A 19,936-nucleotide genomic window follows, 5' to 3' on the forward strand; every position below is an offset into this window, starting at 1 on the left:
TCCGAGGTGGCCGTCATGAAGTCACTCAGTAGCGGAGGCGGAAAGACACGTGCCCATCAAGGTGAGCGTGGTGATCCCGGTCTACAACCCGGGTAGGTACATCGAGGACTGCATCGCCTCTCTTCTGCGTCAGAGCCTGCCGGTCGACGAGTACGAGGCGATCTTCGTCGACGACGGCTCCACTGACGAGACTCCCGAGCGCCTGGACCGGCTCGCCGCCGAGTACCCGCACATGCACGTCATCCATCAGGAGGCGTCGGGCTGGTCGGGCAAGCCGCGCAACGTCGGCATTGCGGCTGCCAAGGGTGAGTTCATCCAGTTCGTGGACAACGACGACTGGCTGGGCGACGAAGCCCTTGAACGTATGTACAACTACGGCGTGGAGAACAGCGCCGACGTGATCGTGGGGAAGATGGCCGGCAAGGGGCGTCCGGTCCCGCGGGAGCTGTTCCGCAGGAACCGGCCGCACGCGAACGTCGACAATGCCCCGCTGATCGACAGTCTCACGCCGCACAAGATGTTCCGGAAGGCGTTCCTGGACAAGCACAACCTCCGGTACATGGAAGGGCGCCGCCGCCTGGAGGACCACGTCTTCGTCACCGAGGCTTACCTGAGGGCCGACAACGTCTCCGTCCTCAGCGACTACATCTGCTACTACCACGTCAAGCGGGACGACGCATCCAACGCGGGCTTCCAACGCTTCGACCCGGTCGGCTACTTCAAGAACCTCCGCGAGGCCCTGGACGTCGTCGAGGAACTGACCGAGCCCGGCCCCCTGCGCGACAAGATCTTCCGCCGCTGGCTGCGCGTCGAGATGGTCGAGCGGATGCGCGGGCAGCGGCTGCTGAAGCTGCCCGCCGACTACCGTCAGGAGCTGTTCGACGAGATCCACAAGGTGGCCGTCGAACGCTTCGGCCCCGGTGTCGCCGCAGGCATGCAGCCCACGCAGCAGATTGTCGCCGGGCTGATCGCGGCGAACCGCCTGGGCGACATCGAGGTGTTCGCCAAGTGGGAGACAGGCATCAAGCCCTCCGGCGCTCTGGAGAGCCTGAGCTGGGACAACGGCAAGCTGCGCATCGACTTCACCGCCGAATACATCTCGGGCGGCAGGCCGGTCGCCTTCCGCTCGGACCGTGACAAGGACCTGCTCGTCCCGCCGCTGCCGCAGGGCAGCATGGACGCGATCGCGCTGGTAGGCGCGGACACCTCCGCTCCGCTGGGCAAGTCCAAGGTGGACCTGGTCGTGCGCGAGCGCGACACGGGGGCGGAGTTCTTCCAGCCCGTGGAGCTGACCCGCGAGAAAACCGCCGTGGAAGGCCGGGAAGGGCACTTCCGGCAGATCCTGCGGGCCACCGCCGAGGTCGACCCGCTCACAGCGGCGAACGGCGCGGAACTGGGCGACGGCATCTGGGACGTGTTCATCCGGATCAGCTCCTGCGGCTGGACCAAGGACACCCGCCTGGGTTCCGTGCGCAGCGACGACGTCCGTCAGGGGCGCATCGGCGCTCTGCTCGGCTCCCCGGCGCGCCTGGTGTTCCCGTACTGGACCGACCCGCACGGCAACCTCTCGCTGGACATCGGCCAGAAGACCGACCGGTTCTCGTACGACCTCGCCGCCCCGACCCCGACCGAGGTCACGGTCACCGGAGACATCGCCCGCCTCACCGCCGCCCTGCCGCTGCACGTCCCGGGCAGGGCCGACGTCACGCTGAAGCTGACCGGCCTCGGCGCCGGCCGCACCTCGACCTTGCCCGCCGTGCTGGCGGACCGCCCGGCGGGCGGCGCCGAACTCATCGCCGACCTTCCACTGGGCGACCTCGCCGACGGCCGGTGGCGTCTGGGGCTGATCCTGCCCGCCGCCGGCAAGGAGAAGTCCGCCGCGCTGGCTTTGGCCCTGCGGACCGATGGCGGCACGCTCGTGGTCAAGCCGGTCAGGGCAGTCGCCAAGCCTCCGGTCACTGCGCGCATGTCGAGGCTGCGTGGCCTGGCCGGCAGGCTCCGCCGCGCCCTCAAGAAGTAAAGGGACAAGGAAAAGATGCGACCCCTGGGTATCGAAGGCGCGTGGGTGCTGGAGCCGAAGGTCTTCCCCGACGACCGGGGCAGCTTCCACGAGTGGTTCCGGGGCAACGAGTTCCGCGCGGCGACCGGCCAGGACTTCAACCTGGCCCAGGCCAACTGCTCCGTCTCGAAATGGGGCACCCTGCGGGGCATCCACTTCGCCGATGTGCCGCCCAGCCAGGCCAAGTACGTCCAGTGCGTGCGCGGTGCGGTCATCGACGTCATCGTTGACATCCGAGTCGGCTCACCGACGTACAAGCAGTGGGAGGCCGTCCGGCTCGACGATGACACCCACCACGCCGTCTACCTGTCGGAGGGGCTTGGCCACGCGTTCCTCGCGCTGACCGACGATGCCACTGTGGTGTACCTATGCTCCGAGGGTTATGCCCCCGAGCGCGAGCACGGCATCCACCCGCTGGACCCCGACCTGGCCATCGAGTGGCCGGCCGGTATCGAGCCGCTGCTGTCCCCCAAGGACGCGCAGGCACCGACCCTGGCCGAGGCGGAGGCGCTGGGTCTGCTTCCGGCTTACGAGGATTGCCTGGCCTTCCGCAGGACACTCCGCAACGGCTGAGTCGCCCAGCCGTGTCATGGGCCCTTTCGTGACATCAGGGAGGGGGCCGCGGAGTTCGCTGTGCAGGGCAGGGCAGGGCAGGGCAGGGCAGGGCAGGGCGGGTGCGGACGATCCGCTGTCCGCTCGACCCGGCTCGCGGCTGTCTCCTGGAGCAGCCCGCAGGCGGGCACCGGCAGGAGCAGCTGCGGTTTGTCGGGCCGCGGGCCGGGCTGCTCGCAGGGTCTGTGGACTCCCTTCATGACCCCGTACGGGGGCCGGAACAGCGTCGGCCGGTGCCCGGTGATCGCGGCCACGGTGTCGCGGGCCCGGCTGAAGTCGTCGTGGGTGGAGCGTGGCCCGCGCAGCAGCAGGGGGGCGGTGCTGCCAGCCGTGGATGCCGATCTCGTGACCGGCCCCGGCGATCTCACGGACCAAGGCGGGGGAGCGGTGCGCCTCGCGACCGAGCAGCCAGAACGTGGCGTGCACCTGGCGCTCGGCGAGCAGGCGCAAGAAGCGCGGGGTGGAGCGGGGGTCGGGGCCGTCGTCGAAGGTCAGGGCTATGTGGTCCGGGCGGCCGCGGCCCGAGAGACGGGGCATGAGGCGGTTGCGCAGTGGCCCGAAAGTGGAGATGACGGGTGCGGCGTGGGCCGCGGTGAGGACGGGCAGGGCGGCGAGGGTGGCCGTGCGTAGGATCCGGGCCACGGTCACGAGTGGCGGTCTCCCGACCGGGAGGCGGTGTGATCTGGTGGGAAGCCGTCCGGGTCGAGACGGTGGCCGATGGCGTGGATGAGATCCGGAGTGCCGTACATCGTCGTCGCGACTCCCGTGGAGACGGCGCCTGCCCACACGGCGGACGCGAGGGCGGCGGTGGCGGCGAGCCGCCGCGTTGTACGGCGTCGCCGCCGAGCGGCGGGACGCGGAGTCCGGCCGGGGACGCCTGTCCGGTGCACGCGCGCGATCTCGGCTGCCGGACCGCCATCCGGGGTCCGGGCGAACAGGACGAGTCCCGTTGCCCGTTGGCGAAGTCCGAGCGGGCCGTCGATCAGGTCGCACAGCACCGCCTTGAGATCGGCCGGGTCGCGTATCCACACGGCCGCGTCGGCTTCGTCCTGGGCAGCGGCGTTGGTCAGCCCGTGCCCGGGTATGCAGCGGTAACTGGCGACGGGCAGGCCTGAGGCGAACGCCTCCAGCGAGGTGGTCGAAGCGGTCCACGTCGTAGCCGTGCGCTATGAGGCGGCGGGCGAGCTCCGCGGCGGCACCGTCGTGACCGGCTCCGACACTCGCGGACACGATCGAGACCCGACCCGTGGCGGGCGTCGCGGAGCGCTGCCGGGGAACAGCGCCTGCGAGCGCGGGTCCGGGCGCCGTGATTGCGGCGTGGGGCATGGGTCTTCCTCCGCATGGAACGGGAGCAGCGGAACTCTACGAGTTGTAGTAGTTCGAGGTTCGAAGCCCGGAAATACCTCCTACAACTAGTAGGAGGCTGCCGAGTACTCTGTGCGGACGGATGACGAAGGGAGGATTCCGGTGGAGGAGCGAGGGGACGAGGGGTTTTCCGAGGCGTCGGGCCGACGGGCCCGCGGTGAACTGGAGAGCGATGTCCTTGCCGTGCTCTGGGCCGCCAACGGGCCCCTGACGGCCCGCCAGGTCCGGGAGGCATTGCCGGGTGACCTGGCCTACACGACCGTGCTGACCATCCTGTCCCGGCTGCACGACAAGGAGATGCTCGTCCGGCACCGCGAGGGCCGTGGCAATGCGTACGAGCCGGTACGGGACGAGGCGTCGCACACCGCCCGGCGCATGCGGTCGTTGCTGGAAGGCGGCCCCGACCGGCAAGCAGTCCTGGCCCGCTTCGTCTCGGAACTGTCCAAGCAGGACGAGCACGTGTTGCACCAGCTCCTGTCCGGGCACGATGCTCACGCCGAGAACCATCGCTCAGGAGGGACGGCATAAGGCTGTGCTGATCAGCGTCTATGTCCCCTTCGCGGTCACGGCCGTACTCGCCGTGATCGCGCCCCGGCTGGCACAGGTGCTGCCCCCGCGCCGCGCCGCCTGGGCCCTGGCATGCGCCGCGCTCGTGACAGCGATCGGCTGGGCGGGGGCGCTCGCCCTGCTTGCCTTTACCGGTGTGGCACAGATTCCGGAGATCGCGGAGGAGGGCCGCTGGTCGGTGGCCGCGCTGCGGGCCGAGGACCCGGTTTACCTCGTCGTCGCGGGTGGCAGCGCACTGGTGCTGGCCGTGGGCGTCGTCTCGCTGGGCGTGGCCGCCGTACGGCAGACCCGACACGTGGTCCGGGCGCGGCGGGAGTGCGCACGGCTGCCGGAGGAGACGGAGCTGGTCGTGGTGGATGACGACGCCCCGCTGGCCTTCGCGCTGCCCGGGCCGACGGGCCGGATCGTGGTCTCCCGGGGCATGCTGCGCTGTCTCAGCGACCGGGAGCGCGAGGCCCTGCTCGCACACGAGCGGGCTCACCTGCGCGGCCGTCACCACCTCTTCCAAAGCTTGTGGAGGCTCACCGCGGCCCTGAATCCGCTGCTGCGGCCACTGGCCGTCGCGGGCGGCTTCGTCCTGGAACGGTGGGCCGACGAGGAAGCCGCGCAGTGCGTCGGCAACCGTAGGCTCGTCGCGCACGCCGTCGGGCGCGCCGCCCTGGCATCCGCTGGTGCCTCCCCGCCTGCGGCGCTGGCTGCGACCGGCGGGGAGGTTCCGCAGCGGGTGCGGGCCCTGCTGGCCCCGCCGCCCGCACGCCGGAGTCTGCCCCTTGTGGTGGGCGGCCTGTTGCTTGCCGTGTGTTGTGTGAGCCTCGTCAATGCCGCGTCCGACAGCGATCGGATGGTGGACAGCGCGGAGTGCGCGGCGCACGCCGCCACGGCGACCGCATCGTCGGCCGGCGGACACCGGAACGGGCCCGACTTCTGCTTCGGGGAAAACGATCGCCGGAAACTTGAGGAGCACCGCCCGTAACGAGGCGGCCGGGACCTGTCGGCTACGCGTGTTCAGGTCGCCGGCAGCCCGCGTCCGAACCAGTCCTTGCTGTCGCGGACGCAGGGCAGGGCAGGGCGAAGAAGTAGCCGCCGGTGGCTCGGCTGCCTGCGGATCTTCGGCAAGTGCGCGAGCGCCTTCGGCACCGCGAACGGCACCAAGATCCTGCTGGCCACCTGCGACGGCGGCAGCGCGCAGAAGTTCACCGTCCGCACCTCCGACAAGAGCCTCTACAACCCGGCGTCCGGCAAGTGCGTCGACGTGCCGAACTCCAACGACGCGGACAGCACCGACCTGCAGCTCTACACCTGCAACGGCAGCGCCGCCCAGCAGTGGACGCCGGCCGACCGCACGACGTACGTGTACGACGCCGCGGGCAACCGTCTGCTGGAGCACACCGCCGCGGGCAGCGTGCTCTACCTCGGCGAGACCCAGGTGAGCGCGGACATCAAGGGCAACATCGTCGCGGCGTCGCGCGGTTACGCCTACTCCGGGGCGCCCACCGTGGTCCGTTCCACCAAGAACGGCAGTACGACGGGCCACCGGCTGAGCATCCTGCTCACCGACCAGCTCGGCACCTCCACCACCGCGGTGGACGACACGAGCGGGCAGCCCCTGACCCGCCGCTTCGTCAAGCCGTTCGGCGAGACCCGCGGCTCCCAGCCCTTCAGCTGGCCCGACCGGCGCTCCTACCTGCGCACCGGCATCGACGACGCGGCCACCGGCCTCACCCACCTCGGCGCCCGCGAGTACGACCAGTCCACCGGCCGCTTCCTGTCGGCCGACCCGGTCATCGACCCGTCCGACCCGCTGCAGATCAACGGCTACGCCTATGCCGACAACAACCCGGTCACCAAGAGCGACCCGGACGGCCTGCAGCCCATCGAGTGCTGGGAGGGCACGGCGGTCTGCCGGGGCGGGCGCATCATCTCGGTGAAGGCGCCCGCCGAGGTCAAGCCCGAACACGCGCTCACCGAGCGCACGGTCAGGGGTCGCCAGGTCTTCTACGACGAGCGGGGCGTTCCGCACACCGTGGGCACCGCGACGAACAACACCTCGGAGAAGGTCGCGTTCGACTACATGAACGACGACCTGCGCAACGGCGGCAAGTACTACGACGGCTCCAAGAACGGCAGCGGATCGCGGTATCTGTGGCAGGACGACAACGGCGTACTGCCGAAGAAGGGTCTGTGGCACGGCCCGAACGGCGACCACGTCGCCGCCGGCGCCACGGCGGACTACATCAAGGTCACCTGGAAGAACGGCAAGATCGTCAGTGTCGACACCTGGGACGCCAACGAGAGCAACGCCAAGGTGTTCGACGCCGACAACACCGCCAAGACCGTCTCGGGCAAGATGAACGGAGAGGCCAAGGGCCAGACCCAGAACGTCGTCTACGTCGCCAAGAGCCAGGCCGAGGCGGAGACGATCCGGGACAAGTTCGTGGGCAACAAACACGTGCGTGTGATCTGGCCGGACGGCTCGTTCGACACGCACCGGGTCCAGCCGCTGGTCCGCAGGATCGACGGCGGAACGATCCGGATCATCCCGGGTGAGGCGCAGGCGAAGGCACCCACCGTGCCCGAGGCGCCGTCGGCACCCAGGACGGGCGGCGGCAGCAGGGTCGGTAAGCTCATGGGCGGCCTCGGGGTGATCGGCGACCTCTACATGATCTGGGACGCGACGCGATCGTGGCAGCGGGGCTGCGACGGCTGGCTCGTGTCCTGCGACCCGCCGCCGATGGCGTGAGGAAAGGGCCGGAGAGAGCGACCGTGGCCAGGGAACGAGTGACCGTGTGCGTGCCGCCGTGCGCCCCCGAGGACGTGCACCGGGCGATCGGCGCGGCCATGGCGCCGTACGACTACAACCGCGACCGCGCCCCCGGTGAGCCGGAGGTGGAGACCTGGTGGGACTACTGGCGGATCGACGGCCGGGGCTGTGAGTTCCCGGTCGTCCCGGGGCACGAGGACGACCCCCGTCTCTTCCGGGGGAGCGAGACCCTCTCCGGAGAGCCGCGGGACGTCCCGCCCTCGCTGTGCGACGGCGGGCCGCGCGGACTGCTGGACCTCGAAACACCGCGCGCGCGGGCGGCCGCCGGGGTCCGCCGGGCCTTCGAGACCTGGCGGGACTTCGCCTCCGCGTACCCGCCGGGCCGGCCCTGGGGCCACTTCCGGGCCAGACATCTCGCCGACCCCGAGGGCTACCCGCAGACACAGGCCCTGGAGGACTACCGCACCCAGCCGGTCATCGCGGCGTACCTGGACCGTCCGGACCTGGAGGACCTCGTGGGCGGCGACCCGGTCGCCCGCCTCGGCGACGACCTCGACACCCTGGTACGCGAAGCCGCGGACGAAGCCCTGCCTACGCACGCCCTGCTGACCCTGGACGGACGCTGGCTCACCATGGCGGGCGCTGAGCGACGCCGGTACTTCAACGACTACCTGGACACACTTCGGGCCGACGCGTACGTCGTTCGTGTGCTCTACCACGGATGAGGCTCGCGTCCGCCGCTATGCGACCGAAGGAGAGTGTCCTCTTCTGCTTTGGGCCCGACGCTCCCGGCCCTGGGCAAGTATGCGTGAGGTGGAACCCGCGCTGAGAGCACGGCGCTGAGGTGACCAGGTGCGTTACCGCGGGCGTGCGGGCGGTGGAGAACCCCGAGTACCCCAATCGTGACGACGACGCGGCGAACGACCGCGGCGATCGCGGTGAAGGCCACCGGCTCGGCGACGTCCAGCCCAGCGCCTCCGCGTCCCCGTCGGCCACGGCCACCGCGAGCCCGTCCGGCTCCGGGGCGGGAACCAGCAGCGGGGCGACGACCGGCGGCGGGCTCGCGGCCGGGCACGGACGGAGTCCTGCTGCGGGCGGGCACCGCCGTCCTGCAGGTGGCGGGCGGCGCGCTGGTGTTCCTGGCGGCACGGAGGTCGCGGCCGCAGGGCGGCCGCTGACGCCGCCGACCCGGCGCGGCACAACGTCAGCGGCCGATGAGGCAATCCGTCACCTCGCGAACCGCATTTCGTCAGTAGGCCTCGTTTCGGCGCAGGAGTGGATGTCGTCCCGCGTACTTGGAGGCCACCTGCCTTTGAGTCGTGGCGCGTTGGAAAGGAGGTCCGCTGCGCATGGTTTCGAGACCCTCTCCCCAGCTCGGGAGAGGGTCCTTGAACCGGGTGTGCGTGGCGCCCAATGTTGGTGATGTATCTTGGGTGCATACATCGTGGATGTTGGAGGTGTCCGATGTCCGTCACACAGATTGATCTCGACGACGAGGCGCTGGCCGAGGCCATGCGGCTCATGGGCGTCACGACGAAGAAGGAGACCGTCAACGCGGCCCTTCGGGACTACGTGGCGCGGATCAAGCGGCTTGAGGCCGCGGAGAAGTTGGCCGCGCGGGGTGCGCGTGGTGAGTTCGAGCAGGCCGCGGCGGCGCATGACGCGGAGAAGCGTGCGCGACGCGAGGCCTTCGAGTGATCACGTATCTGGTGGACACCTCGGCTCTGTGGCACCTTTTCCGCACCCCGGGGGCGCTGCGTCCTTGGGAGGGGCACATTGCAGCCGGAGTGTTCCACTTGTGCGAGCCGACACGTGCCGAGTTTCTCTACTCGGCAACCAGCCCTGCCCACCGGGACGAGCTCGCGGAGGAGTTGGACGCGCTCTGCGTGCTCTCGCCCGTTCCGAAGAACGCCTGGCGTTGGGTCGACACCGCCCAGTACAAGCTGACTCAGCAAGGCCAGCATCGGGCGGCGGGACCGATCGACCTGTTGGTGTGTGCGACAGCTGTGCACCATGGGCACACTGTTCTCCACGTGGACAACGACTTCGTGACGGTGGCCGATGTCCTCAAGGAAGTTCAGCAGCGAGACGCACGAGCTTGATCTTCCGTGGCAGGTTCACGTTGGCAGCCCCTTGACCTGTCGTGGATCGATGACCCCATCACCGTCCTGGGACCGTGAACCTGGCCGGTCCTCTGAGCGCAGCCGTCGCTCCGCCCAGATCCGCGAGCCGTGCCGCAAGGGGGGCCTCCGCGAGCCGGGGTGGTGGCAGTGTTGCGGTGAACTTGAGGACCGCGACTCTGTGTTCGCGCTCTACACCCCACCTCGGGCGCGGCCTCGAGCTCCCGCGGCCACAGATCCCCGGACGTCATGGCGGGGAGCGGGAAGCGACACCTCGTCTCCCCGCAAGCCCTCACATCCCCGCACGGGAGGGGAGGGCCGGTGCCAGGCCCAGCGTCGTTCCGCCGCGTGCTCATTCGGCGGCCGGCACAAGCGCCCAGACCGTGTGGCCGCAGCCGTCGGCGGGTCTCCGGACTCCCCATTCCCGGGAGAGCGCCGCCACCAGGTACAGACCTCGCCCGTGCACGTCGTCGGCGTCGGCCTGGACCGGCGCGACGGGGGCGCAGTCCTCGCCCTGATCCCTCACTTCGATCCGCACCGCGCCCTCTGTCACCCCGACGGAGCATGTCACCCGGGTGCTGCGTGTGTGCTGGATCGCGTTGGTCACCAGCTCGCTGACCAGTAAGACCGCGGTCTCGCAGGTGTCGTCACCGCAGCCGAGGCGGGTGAGGTGGACTCGGACGCGGTGGCGGGCCTCGCCGACGCAGGCTCCGTGTGCCGGAAGTTCGAAGGTCAGGTCCGGGGATGAGGGAGCGCGCCGGAAGGTCGTGTCAGAGATGGCCACGTGATTCCTCGTCATGGGGATGAGCACCGCGCATGCCCCGTCCACTTGAGTGAACACGGCCATGTCGTCACTATGCTCTGAGCCGTGGTCGTGAAGCAAGATTCACCGTGATAATTTCACCGAGACATGGTCAGGAAGTCGATCCGCCAAGGAAGTCGATCCGCCGAGGAATGGCACACTCTTCCGATGGATGCTGCACGCTTCCGATGGATGCCGCGCGAGGGGGTGGTGGATGACTTCGGCTCAGTTGACGTCCGGCAGTTCGACGGTCCGCCTGATGGTCCTGGGCAGGCGGCTGCGTGATCTGCGCGTACGCGCCGGGTTGTCCTTCGACGACGCCGCGGCCGTGCTCGATGTCAACCACCTGACGATCCGGCGGATGGAAGTCGCCAAGGGCAAGTGGAAGCTCCCGTACGTCCAGACCCTCCTGCGGGCGTACGGAGTCCCCGCGGACGAGGCGAAGACCTTTCTGGCCCTGGCGAGGGAGGCCAACCAGCCGGGATGGTGGCACCGCCACCGGGACGCTCTGCCCGCCTGGTTCAGCGCCTATGTGAGCCTGGAGGAAGAGGCGAGCCTCATCCGGGTCTACGAACCGCACTACGTCCCGGGGCTGCTCCAGACCGAGGACTACGCGCGTACCATCCTGAGTGCCGGCCTCCACGGCAGGGAAGACGAGGCCGAGCGGAGAGTCGTCGTCCGTATGGAGCGCCGGAAACTCCTCGGCAGGCCGCGGCCGCCCGAACTGTGGGCGGTGATGGACGAGACGGTGCTGCGCCGCCCCATGGTCCCGCCCGATGTGATGCGGGGGCAGATCGACCACCTCATCGAGGCGACCGCCCTGCCGCACGTCAAGCTCCAGATCATGCCGTTCGGGCTGTGCGCGCACGAGGGTATGTACGGGCCGTTCCACATCTTCCGGTTCCCGCACGAGGAGATCTCGGACATCGCATACATCGAGAACCTGGTCGGTGCGGTGTATCTCGACGAGTACGACGACGTGACGAACTACCAGGAAGCCCTGGACCGGATATGCGCACAGGCCCTACCGGTAAAACATACCCGGGAACTTCTCGGTGATATTCGCAAGGAGCTGTAGTCCCGTGAATCGCATTCACAATGCCGTTCAGGAACTGGGGACGGAAGGCTGGCACATGCCGTGGAGCGGAAGCAACGGCGGCGCCTGCGTCGAGGTCAGAAAACTGCCTGACGGTCGTTTCGCGGTCCGCCAGTCCAGCGATCCGGAAGGTCCGGCGCTGATCTTCACGCAGGTCGAACTCGATGTTTTCGCAGAGGGCTGGGAGGCGGGACAGGCCAATATGCTGGCCTCCTGACGGTGCTTGGGTTTCCGTACGAAATTCGTCGGCGAAGCGTTCTGGCGCAGTTAATTCATGAGGAGTGCACAAGTGCCCGAAGATGCAAACTGGACCAATCGGGCCCTGGGCTACGAACCACCTAGGATCGATACGAGCGTTCCGCACTCGGCGCGGGTCTACGACTACATACTGGGGGGAAAGGACAACTATCCCCCGGACCGTGCGGCGGCGGAGCAGATGCTCAGCGCCTGGCCCGGTCTGCAGATATCCATGCGCGAGAACCGCACATTCATGCAGCGCGCCGCGCGCTACCTGGCGGAGCAGGGGATCGACCAGTTCCTGGACATCGGCACCGGAATCCCCACCTCGCCGAACCTCCATGAGGTCGCCCAGGAGGTCATCCCGAGCGCCCGAGTCGTCTACGTCGACAACGATCCCATCGTCCTCGCGCACGCCGGGGCCCGGCTCACCGGCACCCCCCAGGGCCGCATCGCCTACCTCCACGCCGACATGCACGACCCGGACGCGGTCTTCGGCTCCGCGGAGCTGAACGACACCCTCGACCTCGGCCGGCCGGTCGGGCTGTCCATCATCGCGGTACTGCAGTTCGTGCTCGACGACGAGAAGGCGTACGACCTTGTCAGGCGGTACCTGCGGCCGCTGGCCCCCGGCAGCTTCCTCGCGCTGTCCACGGTCACCACCGACTCCAGCCCGAAACCCATCGGCAGTGTGGTCGCCGAGTACACCAAGCGCGGTATGCCCGCCCGCAACCGCACCAAGGACGAAGTCCAGCCGTTCTTCGACGGCCTGCGGTTGGTCGAGCCCGGGGTGACACTCGTGCACCAGTGGAAGCCGCTCCCCGGCACCGAGGGAGACGTCAAGGACTCGGACGTCGCCATGTACGGAGGCGTGGCACTGAAGGTGTGACCTCGCTGCCGACGGTCCCCGGCCGGGCGGAGCGCGTGCGTGCGAGGACTTGGCCGGTGGAACCGGTGGAGGCCGGCCTCTTCGGAGCCGGTGCCCGGCACGTGGCCGCCGAGGCAGGCCCCCGCAGGAGGGGTCTTCGCCTTCACCACCGCCGCCCTGGCGCTGGGCCTGGGACCCCTGCGCGCGAACCCGCCCGCCGCACGATCACGTACGCGCTGCAGGCCGGCCCGGCCGCCCTGGCAGTCGACGGCCACCTGCACCGAACTCAGCCTTCCTGATGACCGCCGGTGGCGAGGAGGTAGTCGCCGACAAGGTCGCCGACCAGGACGCCGGCGGTGAGGTCGCTGAGGACGTGGCCGGCCATGTAGAGGCGGGAGTAGGCGACTTCGGCGGCCATCCACTGGTACTCGGCAGCGCGGTGGGGGTCCAGGCCGGTGAGGTAGGTGGCCGCGGCGGCGGAGCGGGCGCCGTGCCGGGAGGGGTAGGAGTAGGGGCCCTTCTGGCCGGCCTTGACGTGCTTGTCGGGGCGCAGCGACGGGTCGAGGACGTAGGGGGCCGGGGCCTTGTAGCGGGCAGCCAGTTGGTCGGTGATCGTCTTCGCTGTCTTGAGGGCGGACTTCAGCTGTGCCTTGTCGGCCGTGCCCTCGGTCTGGGGCAGCAGTTCGCGCTGGTCGTGCGCGTACACCTTCCATATGTCCTTCTTGCCGTAGACCTCGAGCCAGGTCGCCGCCTTCTTGCCGGCGGCGGTACGGGTCCTGGCGAGCTCCTGGACCTGGTGCAGTTCGGCGCTGCGGGCGGCCTTGTTCGGTGGGGCGGGCACCTTGGATTCGACCCAGGTGGTGAAGGCGTGGTCGTCGCGGGTGGTGCCGTGGGTCTTCGTCCACTGGGCAAAGAGGGTGTCGGCGGTGTGCTTCTGGGCCGTCAGCTGCCGGGAGATGTCGGCGATCTGGGCGTCGGCGAACAGGGCGGGCGGCGGGTTCTGCCTGACGCGGTCGGTGGCCGACAGTTTGGCGGTCTTCGTGGAGGTGGCGGATGCGGAGTCCTGGAAGACGATCGGCCGGGCGAGGCCGACGACGGCCGCCGTGGTGGCGAGTCCGGCGATGACGACGTACTGCCACTTCACGCGGCGGGCGGTGCTGGTCATACGGCGGTGATCCCTTACAGAGCGGAGTGCGGGGCGGGGTGCATGTGGAAGTGGGTGCGGGCGAGGCGTCGTACGTCGTTGTCGGGGAGGCCGGGGACCAGCAGGGAGAGCCCGATGAGGTACTTGCTCAGCGAGACGGGTCTGGCGCCGAGGCCGAGCAGCAGCCGGTCACCGAGGGCCGGGCGCGGGCCGCCCTTGGTCTCGATGAGGACGTGGCCGTGGTCCAGGGCGGCGATCCGGCCGTCGCGGCGGCAGTCGAGGAGCGTGTCGAGGGTGACGCGAGTGCCGCCGTCCAGGTCGGCCAGGGCCGCGCGGCGGTAGCGGACCTCGCTCGCGGGGAGCAGGTCGGCTGCGGTGACGGTGGTGATCGCACAGCGGCCGAGGACGTCGTCGACGAAGTCCGCGGCCGTGCGGTCCAGCTGTCCGTATGTGCTCGCGTCGACGCTCAGCGCGTGCTTGACCGTGGCGCCGCGGCCGTCCTTGGTCTTCACTTCGACACGGCACAGTCCGTCCTCGGCGTACAGCCGGGTGCGGACCTTCCAGCGGTGGCGCCGGCCCTGGGCGTGGGCCCGCCAGGCCAAGAGCCCCGGGGTGTCGAAGTAGGTGCTGCGGTAGTCGGTGGTGCGTCGGCCGTCGATGTCCAAAACACGGTGGGTGTCCGCGAGCGAGGCCACCAGGTGGGCCGCCACGGCGATGGGGAGGAGGTATTTGCGGTCGACGCGGTGCTGCAGTGCGGCTGCCGCGTCGACCTCGGCGAGGGTCGCGCCGCGCAGGGCGTCGAGGCCGAGAGCGACAGGGTCCGACGCCGTGGCGGTCTCTTCGAGGACCGCGGCCTCGGCCGTCATGTCGGCTGCCGTTCGGCCTGGGTGGCCCCGACCTGGTCGGGGTCGCGTTCGTCGGGGACGTCCGCCGGGTCCTGGAGGGGGAAGCGCACGGAGACCCGGGTGGTCTCACGTACGTAGTCGACCTCGTCCACCGTCACGGACAGCGGCTGCGTGCCGAGGCGGGCCGCCACGTCCGCGTGGATCGCCTCCGGGTCCAGGTATACGCGGTCGAGGGTGACGCGCACGGTGCGGGTGGGCCGGTGGGAGGTCGGGTCGTCGACGACGGCCACGGCGATCAGCAGCAGCACGTCGATGGCGACGACCAGCCACATCTGCCGTTGCGGCAGGCCGCTGGCCAGGGCCATCACCAGCGCGGTGAAGGCGTAGGCGACATCGCGCAGGGTGAAGGCCGCGCTGCGCAGCCGGACCATCGACAGGATGCCGAAGAGGCCGAAGCCGACGCCGGTCGGGAACTTGCCCGCGGTGATCGCGGTCATCGCGGCGAACAGCCCGATGTTCAGGGCCGTGAGCACCAGGGGGATCTCGGCGAGCGGGCGGCGGCGCCGGTAGAGCCAGCCCACCAGTAGCATGATCGCGATCACGTCGAGCCCGGCGCGGGTGATCAGGTCCCCGGCCGTGAGGCTCGTCGAGAGCCCCTTCCCGGCCAGTATCGAAACCTGGTTGTACATCGTTCTCCTTCCCGGCGGACGCACGGCTACCGCCGGGCGCGGATGCACGACCACCGCGAGATGAAGAACGTAGGAATTTCACATGAAGCCACGATGAAGGCCCGCCGCACTCCGGGGGCTGAGCTCAAGGCTGCTTACCCTTCCGGGTGTGCACTTCGTGGTCATCGACGATGAGAAACGGCTGGTCGAGCTGGTCGCCCGCTATCTGCGGGAGTCCGGACACACCGCCGAGGGCCGCTTCGACGGGCCCAGCGGGCTGGCGGCCGCCCGCGAGGCGGGCGTGGACGCCGTCGTGCTGGACGTGATGCTGCCCGGCATGGACGGTGTGGAGGTCTGCCGTACTCTGCGCCGCGAGGGCAACGACGTGCCGGTGGTCCTGCTGACCGCCCGCGGCGCGGTCACCGAGCGGGTCGCCGGACTGGATGCGGGCGCGGACGACTACCTGGTCAAGCCGTTCGCCATGGAGGAACTCCTCGCCCGGTTCCGCGCGGTCTTCCGCCGTCGCCCCGAGCTCACGCCCGATCTCGACCCCGGCCGGCTGGCGGTCGGCGACCTCGTCCTGGACACCGACCAGCGCCGTGCCTGGCGCGGAGAGAGTGAACTGGACCTGTCGCGTCGGGAGTTCGACGTGCTCGTGGTCCTGATGGAGAACGCCGGGCGGGTGGTCAGCCGGCTGACGCTGCTCGACGAGGTGTGGGACGGCGAGTTCGACGCCCGCAGCAACGTCATCGACGTCCATGTGTCCAAGGTCCGGGCCAAGGTCGACAAGGCGTTCGGCCGCAGCGACATCACCACCCTGCGCGGCCTGGGCTACCGGCTGGAGCAGCCGAGGTGACAGTCCGCCCCGCCGCTCGCGCACCGCGCTGGCGGCCGCGTCAACTACCCATAGCCGTACGCTTGTTGCTCGCGGTCACCGCCGCCATGTCCCTCGTCCTCACGGGGGCCGCGGGCCTGGTGTTCTGGCGGGTCCAGTACGCCCTGGACCAGCAGCTCGACGACGACTTGGCCACGTACGAGCACGACCTCGACACGGCGCTGCGCCGGGACGGCACGCTGCCCCCGGGACCGGCGGGCAGCGTCCACCAGGTCATCGACCCCGACGGACGCATCACCATGGCCTCCGACGGCTACCACCGCACCCCCCTGCTGACCACCGCCGAACTGCGTGCCGTGCGGGCCGGCGCGGTGGTCCACCGGGACACCGGCCGGCTGCTGCCCATCGAACCGATCTCGCTACGAGAGGAGGCCAGGCGGGTACGGCTGTCGGACGGCAGCACCGTGGTGTCCGTCGCGGCGGTCCAGCGCGGGCACCGCGACGAGGCACTGCGCGAACTGCTCGCCCAACTCGCCCTCGCCGCCTCACTGACCCTGATCGCGGCCTCGTACGTCGGCTACCGCACCGCCCGCGCCGCACTGCGCCCCGTCGAGCACTACCGCCGCGGTGCCGCCACCCTCGCCGACGGCGCCCAGGACCTGCGCCTGGAAATACCGGCCGACCGCGACGACGAGATCACCCGCCTCGGCCACACCCTCAACCACATGCTCGACCAGCTGGCAGCCTCCACCGCCCGTGAGCACCAGTTCATCGCCGACGCCAGCCACGAACTGCGCACCCCGCTCGCCCTGATGCGGGCCGAAATCGACGTCGCGCTGCACCGGCCGCGCAGCGCCGAGCAGTTGACCGACACGCTGTGCTCCGTCGACGCCGAGGTCAGCCGCCTGGTCACCCTGGCCAATCAGCTCCTCGACCTCGAACAGCTCGGCAGCGGCGAGCACGTCCAGCTCACCCCGGTCGGCCTCGGCTCCCTTCTCGACGACGCGTCCGCCGCCTACCGTTCGGCCGCTGAGCGCGAGGGGCGCACCCTCACCGTCGAGCACGACAACGCCACGGTGCACGTGGATCCGCGCTGGCTCGGGCCGGCCATCGGCACTCTCCTGGACAACGCTCTGCGCCACGGGCGCGGCGACATCACGTTGCTGGCGGAAGTACACGACGACCGCCTGCGCGTGTCCGTCGCCGATCAAGGCCCTGGATTCCCGCCCGAGTTCCTGCCGCACGCCTTCGACCGCTTCACCCGCGCCGAGGGCAGCCGTACCACCCCCGGATCGGGTCTCGGCCTCGCGCTCGTCGCCGCCGTCGCGGCCTCGCACGACGGCTTCGCCCACGCCGAGAACAGCGCGTCGGGCGCCGTCGTCATCCTCGACATCGCCTACTGAGGCGATCTGCCTTGTCGGCTGATTGAGCGTTGAGGCCTGCCGGATGGGTCCGCACGGTGTGGGAAGGGTCCGGGGCTGCCGATCGTGTGCCCCTTCGGGTCGACGACGTCATGGGTGCGCCACTCGCGGATGTCGGCTGCCTGGATCATGCGCTGTCCCGCCCGGGCGGGACACCGGTCGATGCGGGCCTCGCCCTTTGGAAGGTCGTGGCCTGGCCGGAACCGGCAGTGCGACTGTGCCAACGACTCCGGCGCAACCACGCCGGAGTCGCCCTTCCGGGCGGCTGCACGTGAGAGTGAGCCAACCCACGATCCAGGGTACTGCGGTGATGCGGCTCGCGCTTCTCCGCCTCTGTGCCCGCGCCCGTCAGCCGTTCCAAGCCCGGCGGCGCCGGGAACCGTCCGGCATCGAGTGACGCAGGACGCGGCCCCACATGGACGCGTACTGGCGCCACAGCGGCCCGCTCACGTACGTGATCCCGTGCCGAGCGCAGATCTCACGCACCCTTGTCGCGAGTTCGGCGTAGCGGTTGCTGGGCAGGTCGGGGAAGACATGGTGCTCGATCTGGTGGCTCAGGTTGCCGGTGAGCACATGGAGGAGGGAACCGCCCTCGATGTTCGCCGAGCCCTGGATCTGACGCAGGTACCACTGACCGCGCGTCTCGCCCTCCAGCTGTTCCTCCTCGTACGAGAAGGTCTGGACGTCGCCCGGGAAGTGGCCGCAGAAGATCACGGTGTGCGCCCAGATGTTGCGAAGCCCGTTCGCGGTGACGGTGCCGGCCAGGCAGGGCAGCGCGGACGGGCCCGCGAGCAGGGGAAAGAGGACGTAGTCCTTGGCCGCCTGGCGCACGGCCTTGCGGGCCAGGCCGGCCAGGTCGCCGAGGAGGGCCCGCACGCTCTTGCGGCCGGACGGGACGGCATCCGCCTCCAGGTCGTAGAGGGCGATGCCCCACTCGAAGACGGGGGCGAGCAGCGCGGTGTACAGCGGCTGGAGGAGGTGGACCGGATGCCAGGGCTGGTCCGGGCTCATGCGCAGGATCGTGTAGCCGAGGTCCCGGTCGAGGCCGACGACGTTGGTGTGCCGACGCGTCCGCGTCCGTGCCCCGCCCATGTGCTCGGGGACCAGCCGGCCCGCGGTACGGGTGTACCGCACATGGACGCCCAGCCAGGGCAACCGGCCTGCAGCTCGGCCAGTTCGCCTCGGAAGAGGAACTCGTCCGGGCCGGGTGCGCTGTGCAGGAGTACGACGTTGGGGGCGGGCCCGGAGAAGCCGCGGCGCGCGAGGGTGCGCAGCATCCCCGCCACCGGGGTGATGCCGCTGCCCGCCGTCACCATCAGCATCCGCGGCGGCAGTGGATCCTCCGGCAGCGTGAACTCGCCCTGCGCGGGGTTGAGTCGGAGCACGGTGCCGGGACGGGTCCGGTGCACGAGATGCGAGGAGACCCGGCCGCCAGGTTGCTCCTTGACCGTGATGGTCAGTGTCCGGCCCGGCGCTTCGGGGGGTGAGGTGATCGAGTACGTACGCCAGTGCCGTACGCCGTCGATCTCCACCCCCACCGGCCGGTACTGTCCGGGCCGGTGTGCCGCCCAGCCGCGCCCGGGACGGATCTCCGCGTGGCCGCCCCGGCGCACTCCGGCCGCACGGCGATCACCCGACCCGCGGGATGGCGGGCGGACAGCAGCGGGTCGATCAGGCCCAGGTAGTCGTCCGGAGCGAGGGGACTCGCAAGAGGGCTCACGAGGGCACTGGTGATCCGGCCCGCCGCCGTCGGCACACGGCCGCCGCTCCACTCGGCGAGCCTGTCGGCGAGACCGACGAGAGCAGCCAAGAAGGCGGCCGTCGTACCGGAAGCGGCCGACGGCATCGCCGGGATCGACGCGCGCAGAACCACCATGGGGTAACCCTTCTCTCACCACAGGGCACGCGGGGGCAGGGCGCGTGGACACGTCGGCTCGTCGGGCGCATCCCCGCATCATGTACGCGGGATCGCCTCGGTCACGTACGTCGGCCCCCGGGTGGCGGGCCGCAGCCGGTGTCCCGCCAGAGAACCACAACGACACGGCCCGTGGCGGACACGGAATTAGATTCCGCCACCCCACCCGCCCCTCCTTCCACTCACGCCGGGCGACAGGGGCGATCCCGCCCGGCGCACGCGGAGTGACCTCGGAAGCAAGGCGCACGAATTCCGCGCCCGTCCATCGCACCATGGCCGAATCCCGTGCGCATCCTGTTCCTCGGTCTGCGCTGTGGTGTCCGGGGCCTGCCAACTCTCGCGGAGAGCACGGGCGGCGTCTGCGAACGGCCCTGTTCCGCTTCGCCTGTATCTGCTCTAGGCTCCGCGCAGGGAAGACGGGACTGCGACCGCGTCAGGTACCAGCAAGTCTCCCCACCCAGGCTCCCAGCCCCCGAGTCGGAAACCAGGCCCGGCCGGAGCCGCATCGCCGCAGTGCGCGGCTCCGGCCTCCGTCCTCCCGGCATTTCCAGACGGGGTGTTCCCACCAGTCCCGCCGCCGCGGAGGACAGCGCGCGAGGACACGGTGGAGGGGGGCCTCCC

General features: G+C 70.1%; 21 protein-coding genes and 1 pseudogene. 14 read left to right on the forward strand and 8 right to left on the reverse strand.

All coding sequences use genetic code 11. The annotated features are described in order from the left end of the window. The first annotated feature begins 49 nt into the window (after window positions 1-49). A complete protein-coding gene (locus tag ACWC09_RS16200) occupies window positions 50-2,020 on the forward strand; it encodes a glycosyltransferase family 2 protein (protein WP_450851174.1) in 1,971 nt (656 codons plus the stop codon). Between the two features lie 15 nt (window positions 2,021-2,035). Next, window positions 2,036-2,632 carry a dTDP-4-dehydrorhamnose 3,5-epimerase gene (gene rfbC, locus ACWC09_RS16205; RefSeq protein ID WP_450851175.1) on the forward strand — a complete coding sequence of 199 codons (597 nt, stop codon included), beginning with the start codon at window positions 2,036-2,038 and terminating at the stop codon, window positions 2,630-2,632. 411 nt (window positions 2,633-3,043) lie between these two features. Here the strand turns inward: rfbC and ACWC09_RS16210 are convergent. Next, window positions 3,044-3,208 (reverse strand): annotated as a pseudogene (locus tag ACWC09_RS16210) (polysaccharide deacetylase family protein); the annotation flags it as partial. Between the two features lie 107 nt (window positions 3,209-3,315). Then, the gene (locus ACWC09_RS16215; RefSeq protein WP_450851176.1) at window positions 3,316-3,702 is read right to left on the reverse strand and encodes a hypothetical protein; all 387 of its coding nucleotides are present in this window, start codon (window positions 3,700-3,702) and stop codon (window positions 3,316-3,318) included. Window positions 3,703-4,138: 436 nt separating this feature from the next. Between ACWC09_RS16215 and ACWC09_RS16220 the strand changes: the two genes are divergently transcribed. From ACWC09_RS16220 to ACWC09_RS16245, 6 genes are all read left to right on the forward strand, one after another. After that, the gene (locus ACWC09_RS16220) at window positions 4,139-4,564 is read left to right on the forward strand and encodes a BlaI/MecI/CopY family transcriptional regulator (RefSeq protein WP_450851177.1); all 426 of its coding nucleotides are present in this window, start codon (window positions 4,139-4,141) and stop codon (window positions 4,562-4,564) included. Window positions 4,565-4,568: 4 nt separating this feature from the next. Continuing rightward, the gene (locus tag ACWC09_RS16225) at window positions 4,569-5,576 is read left to right on the forward strand and encodes a M56 family metallopeptidase (RefSeq protein ID WP_450851178.1); all 1,008 of its coding nucleotides are present in this window, start codon (window positions 4,569-4,571) and stop codon (window positions 5,574-5,576) included. A 66-nt stretch (window positions 5,577-5,642) separates the two neighbouring features. Further along, window positions 5,643-7,343, forward strand: coding sequence for an RHS repeat-associated core domain-containing protein (locus ACWC09_RS16230; RefSeq protein WP_450851179.1), 1,701 nt, complete (start codon window positions 5,643-5,645; stop codon window positions 7,341-7,343). Window positions 7,344-7,366: 23 nt separating this feature from the next. After that, window positions 7,367-8,089, forward strand: coding sequence for a hypothetical protein (locus ACWC09_RS16235; RefSeq protein ID WP_450851180.1), 723 nt, complete (start codon window positions 7,367-7,369; stop codon window positions 8,087-8,089). A 739-nt stretch (window positions 8,090-8,828) separates the two neighbouring features. Beyond that, on the forward strand, window positions 8,829-9,062 hold the full coding sequence (locus ACWC09_RS16240) for a type II toxin-antitoxin system VapB family antitoxin (protein ID WP_053672219.1): 234 nt from the start codon (window positions 8,829-8,831) through the stop codon (window positions 9,060-9,062). Next, window positions 9,059-9,466: a PIN domain-containing protein gene (locus tag ACWC09_RS16245; protein WP_450851181.1), complete on the forward strand. Its 408-nt coding sequence runs from the start codon at window positions 9,059-9,061 to the stop codon at window positions 9,464-9,466. The genes ACWC09_RS16240 and ACWC09_RS16245 overlap by 4 nt, the downstream gene beginning before the upstream one ends. Window positions 9,467-9,836: 370 nt before the next feature. Here ACWC09_RS16245 and ACWC09_RS16250 read toward each other — a convergent pair whose 3' ends face one another. Beyond that, window positions 9,837-10,268 (reverse strand): ATP-binding protein, encoded by a 432-nt coding sequence (locus ACWC09_RS16250; RefSeq protein ID WP_450851182.1) that lies wholly within the window; start codon window positions 10,266-10,268, stop codon window positions 9,837-9,839. 232 nt (window positions 10,269-10,500) lie between these two features. On the opposite strand from ACWC09_RS16250, the gene ACWC09_RS16255 reads away from it, so the two are divergent. The 3 genes from ACWC09_RS16255 to ACWC09_RS16265 all read left to right on the forward strand — a co-directional run bounded on the left by ACWC09_RS16255 (window position 10,501) and on the right by ACWC09_RS16265 (window position 12,508). Continuing rightward, window positions 10,501-11,364 carry a helix-turn-helix domain-containing protein gene (locus tag ACWC09_RS16255; RefSeq protein WP_450851183.1) on the forward strand — a complete coding sequence of 288 codons (864 nt, stop codon included), beginning with the start codon at window positions 10,501-10,503 and terminating at the stop codon, window positions 11,362-11,364. Window positions 11,365-11,368: 4 nt separating this feature from the next. Continuing rightward, entirely contained in the window at window positions 11,369-11,599 is a 231-nt protein-coding gene (locus tag ACWC09_RS16260) for a DUF397 domain-containing protein (protein ID WP_450851184.1), read from the forward strand. Window positions 11,600-11,671: 72 nt separating this feature from the next. Beyond that, window positions 11,672-12,508 carry an SAM-dependent methyltransferase gene (locus ACWC09_RS16265; protein ID WP_450851185.1) on the forward strand — a complete coding sequence of 279 codons (837 nt, stop codon included), beginning with the start codon at window positions 11,672-11,674 and terminating at the stop codon, window positions 12,506-12,508. Window positions 12,509-12,773: 265 nt separating this feature from the next. Here the strand turns inward: ACWC09_RS16265 and ACWC09_RS16270 are convergent, their stop codons facing one another. Genes ACWC09_RS16270 through ACWC09_RS16280 form a run of 3 tightly spaced genes read right to left on the reverse strand, consistent with a single transcriptional unit; the run spans window position 12,774 to window position 15,165 of the window. Then, window positions 12,774-13,652, reverse strand: a complete 879-nt coding sequence (locus ACWC09_RS16270; protein ID WP_450851186.1) for a phosphatase PAP2 family protein — start codon at window positions 13,650-13,652, stop codon at window positions 12,774-12,776. Window positions 13,653-13,666: 14 nt separating this feature from the next. Continuing rightward, on the reverse strand, window positions 13,667-14,497 hold the full coding sequence (locus tag ACWC09_RS16275; RefSeq protein ID WP_450851187.1) for a polyphosphate polymerase domain-containing protein: 831 nt from the start codon (window positions 14,495-14,497) through the stop codon (window positions 13,667-13,669). Then, window positions 14,494-15,165, reverse strand: a complete 672-nt coding sequence (locus tag ACWC09_RS16280) for a DUF4956 domain-containing protein (RefSeq protein WP_450851188.1) — start codon at window positions 15,163-15,165, stop codon at window positions 14,494-14,496. Before ACWC09_RS16280 ends, ACWC09_RS16275 begins: the two co-directional genes overlap by 4 nt. Window positions 15,166-15,313: 148 nt before the next feature. Between ACWC09_RS16280 and ACWC09_RS16285 the strand changes: the two genes are divergently transcribed. Continuing rightward, a complete protein-coding gene (locus ACWC09_RS16285) occupies window positions 15,314-16,000 on the forward strand; it encodes a response regulator transcription factor (protein WP_450851189.1) in 687 nt (228 codons plus the stop codon). Further along, window positions 15,997-17,382, forward strand: coding sequence for an ATP-binding protein (locus tag ACWC09_RS16290; protein WP_450851190.1), 1,386 nt, complete (start codon window positions 15,997-15,999; stop codon window positions 17,380-17,382). Before ACWC09_RS16285 ends, ACWC09_RS16290 begins: the two co-directional genes overlap by 4 nt. Window positions 17,383-17,748: 366 nt before the next feature. On the opposite strand, the gene ACWC09_RS16295 is transcribed toward ACWC09_RS16290, so the two are convergent. Then, window positions 17,749-18,411 (reverse strand): fatty acid desaturase family protein, encoded by a 663-nt coding sequence (locus tag ACWC09_RS16295; protein ID WP_450851191.1) that lies wholly within the window; start codon window positions 18,409-18,411, stop codon window positions 17,749-17,751. Further along, a complete protein-coding gene (locus ACWC09_RS16300) occupies window positions 18,408-18,938 on the reverse strand; it encodes an FAD-binding oxidoreductase (RefSeq protein WP_450851192.1) in 531 nt (176 codons plus the stop codon). Before ACWC09_RS16300 ends, ACWC09_RS16295 begins: the two co-directional genes overlap by 4 nt. 192 nt (window positions 18,939-19,130) lie before the next feature. On the opposite strand from ACWC09_RS16300, the gene ACWC09_RS16305 reads away from it, so the two are divergent. Then, window positions 19,131-19,283, forward strand: a complete 153-nt coding sequence (locus ACWC09_RS16305) for a hypothetical protein (protein WP_450851193.1) — start codon at window positions 19,131-19,133, stop codon at window positions 19,281-19,283. Window positions 19,284-19,936 lie beyond the last annotated feature (653 nt).

Source organism: Streptomyces sp. NPDC001617 (genome assembly GCF_053596855.1).

Bases quoted from the DNA above. Each gene is read 5' to 3' on its own strand.
- ACWC09_RS16280 (WP_450851188.1), bottom strand. From the start codon at position 15,165: ATGTACAACCAGGTTTCGATACTGGCCGGGAAGGGGCTCTCGACGAGC.
- rfbC (WP_450851175.1), top strand. From the start codon at position 2,036: ATGCGACCCCTGGGTATCGAAGGCGCGTGGGTGCTGGAGCCGAAGGTC.
- ACWC09_RS16255 (WP_450851183.1), top strand. From the start codon at position 10,501: ATGACTTCGGCTCAGTTGACGTCCGGCAGTTCGACGGTCCGCCTGATG.
- ACWC09_RS16295 (WP_450851191.1), bottom strand. From the start codon at position 18,411: ATGAGCCCGGACCAGCCCTGGCATCCGGTCCACCTCCTCCAGCCGCTG.
- ACWC09_RS16270 (WP_450851186.1), bottom strand. From the start codon at position 13,652: ATGACCAGCACCGCCCGCCGCGTGAAGTGGCAGTACGTCGTCATCGCC.
- ACWC09_RS16275 (WP_450851187.1), bottom strand. From the start codon at position 14,497: ATGACGGCCGAGGCCGCGGTCCTCGAAGAGACCGCCACGGCGTCGGAC.
- ACWC09_RS16240 (WP_053672219.1), top strand. From the start codon at position 8,829: ATGTCCGTCACACAGATTGATCTCGACGACGAGGCGCTGGCCGAGGCC.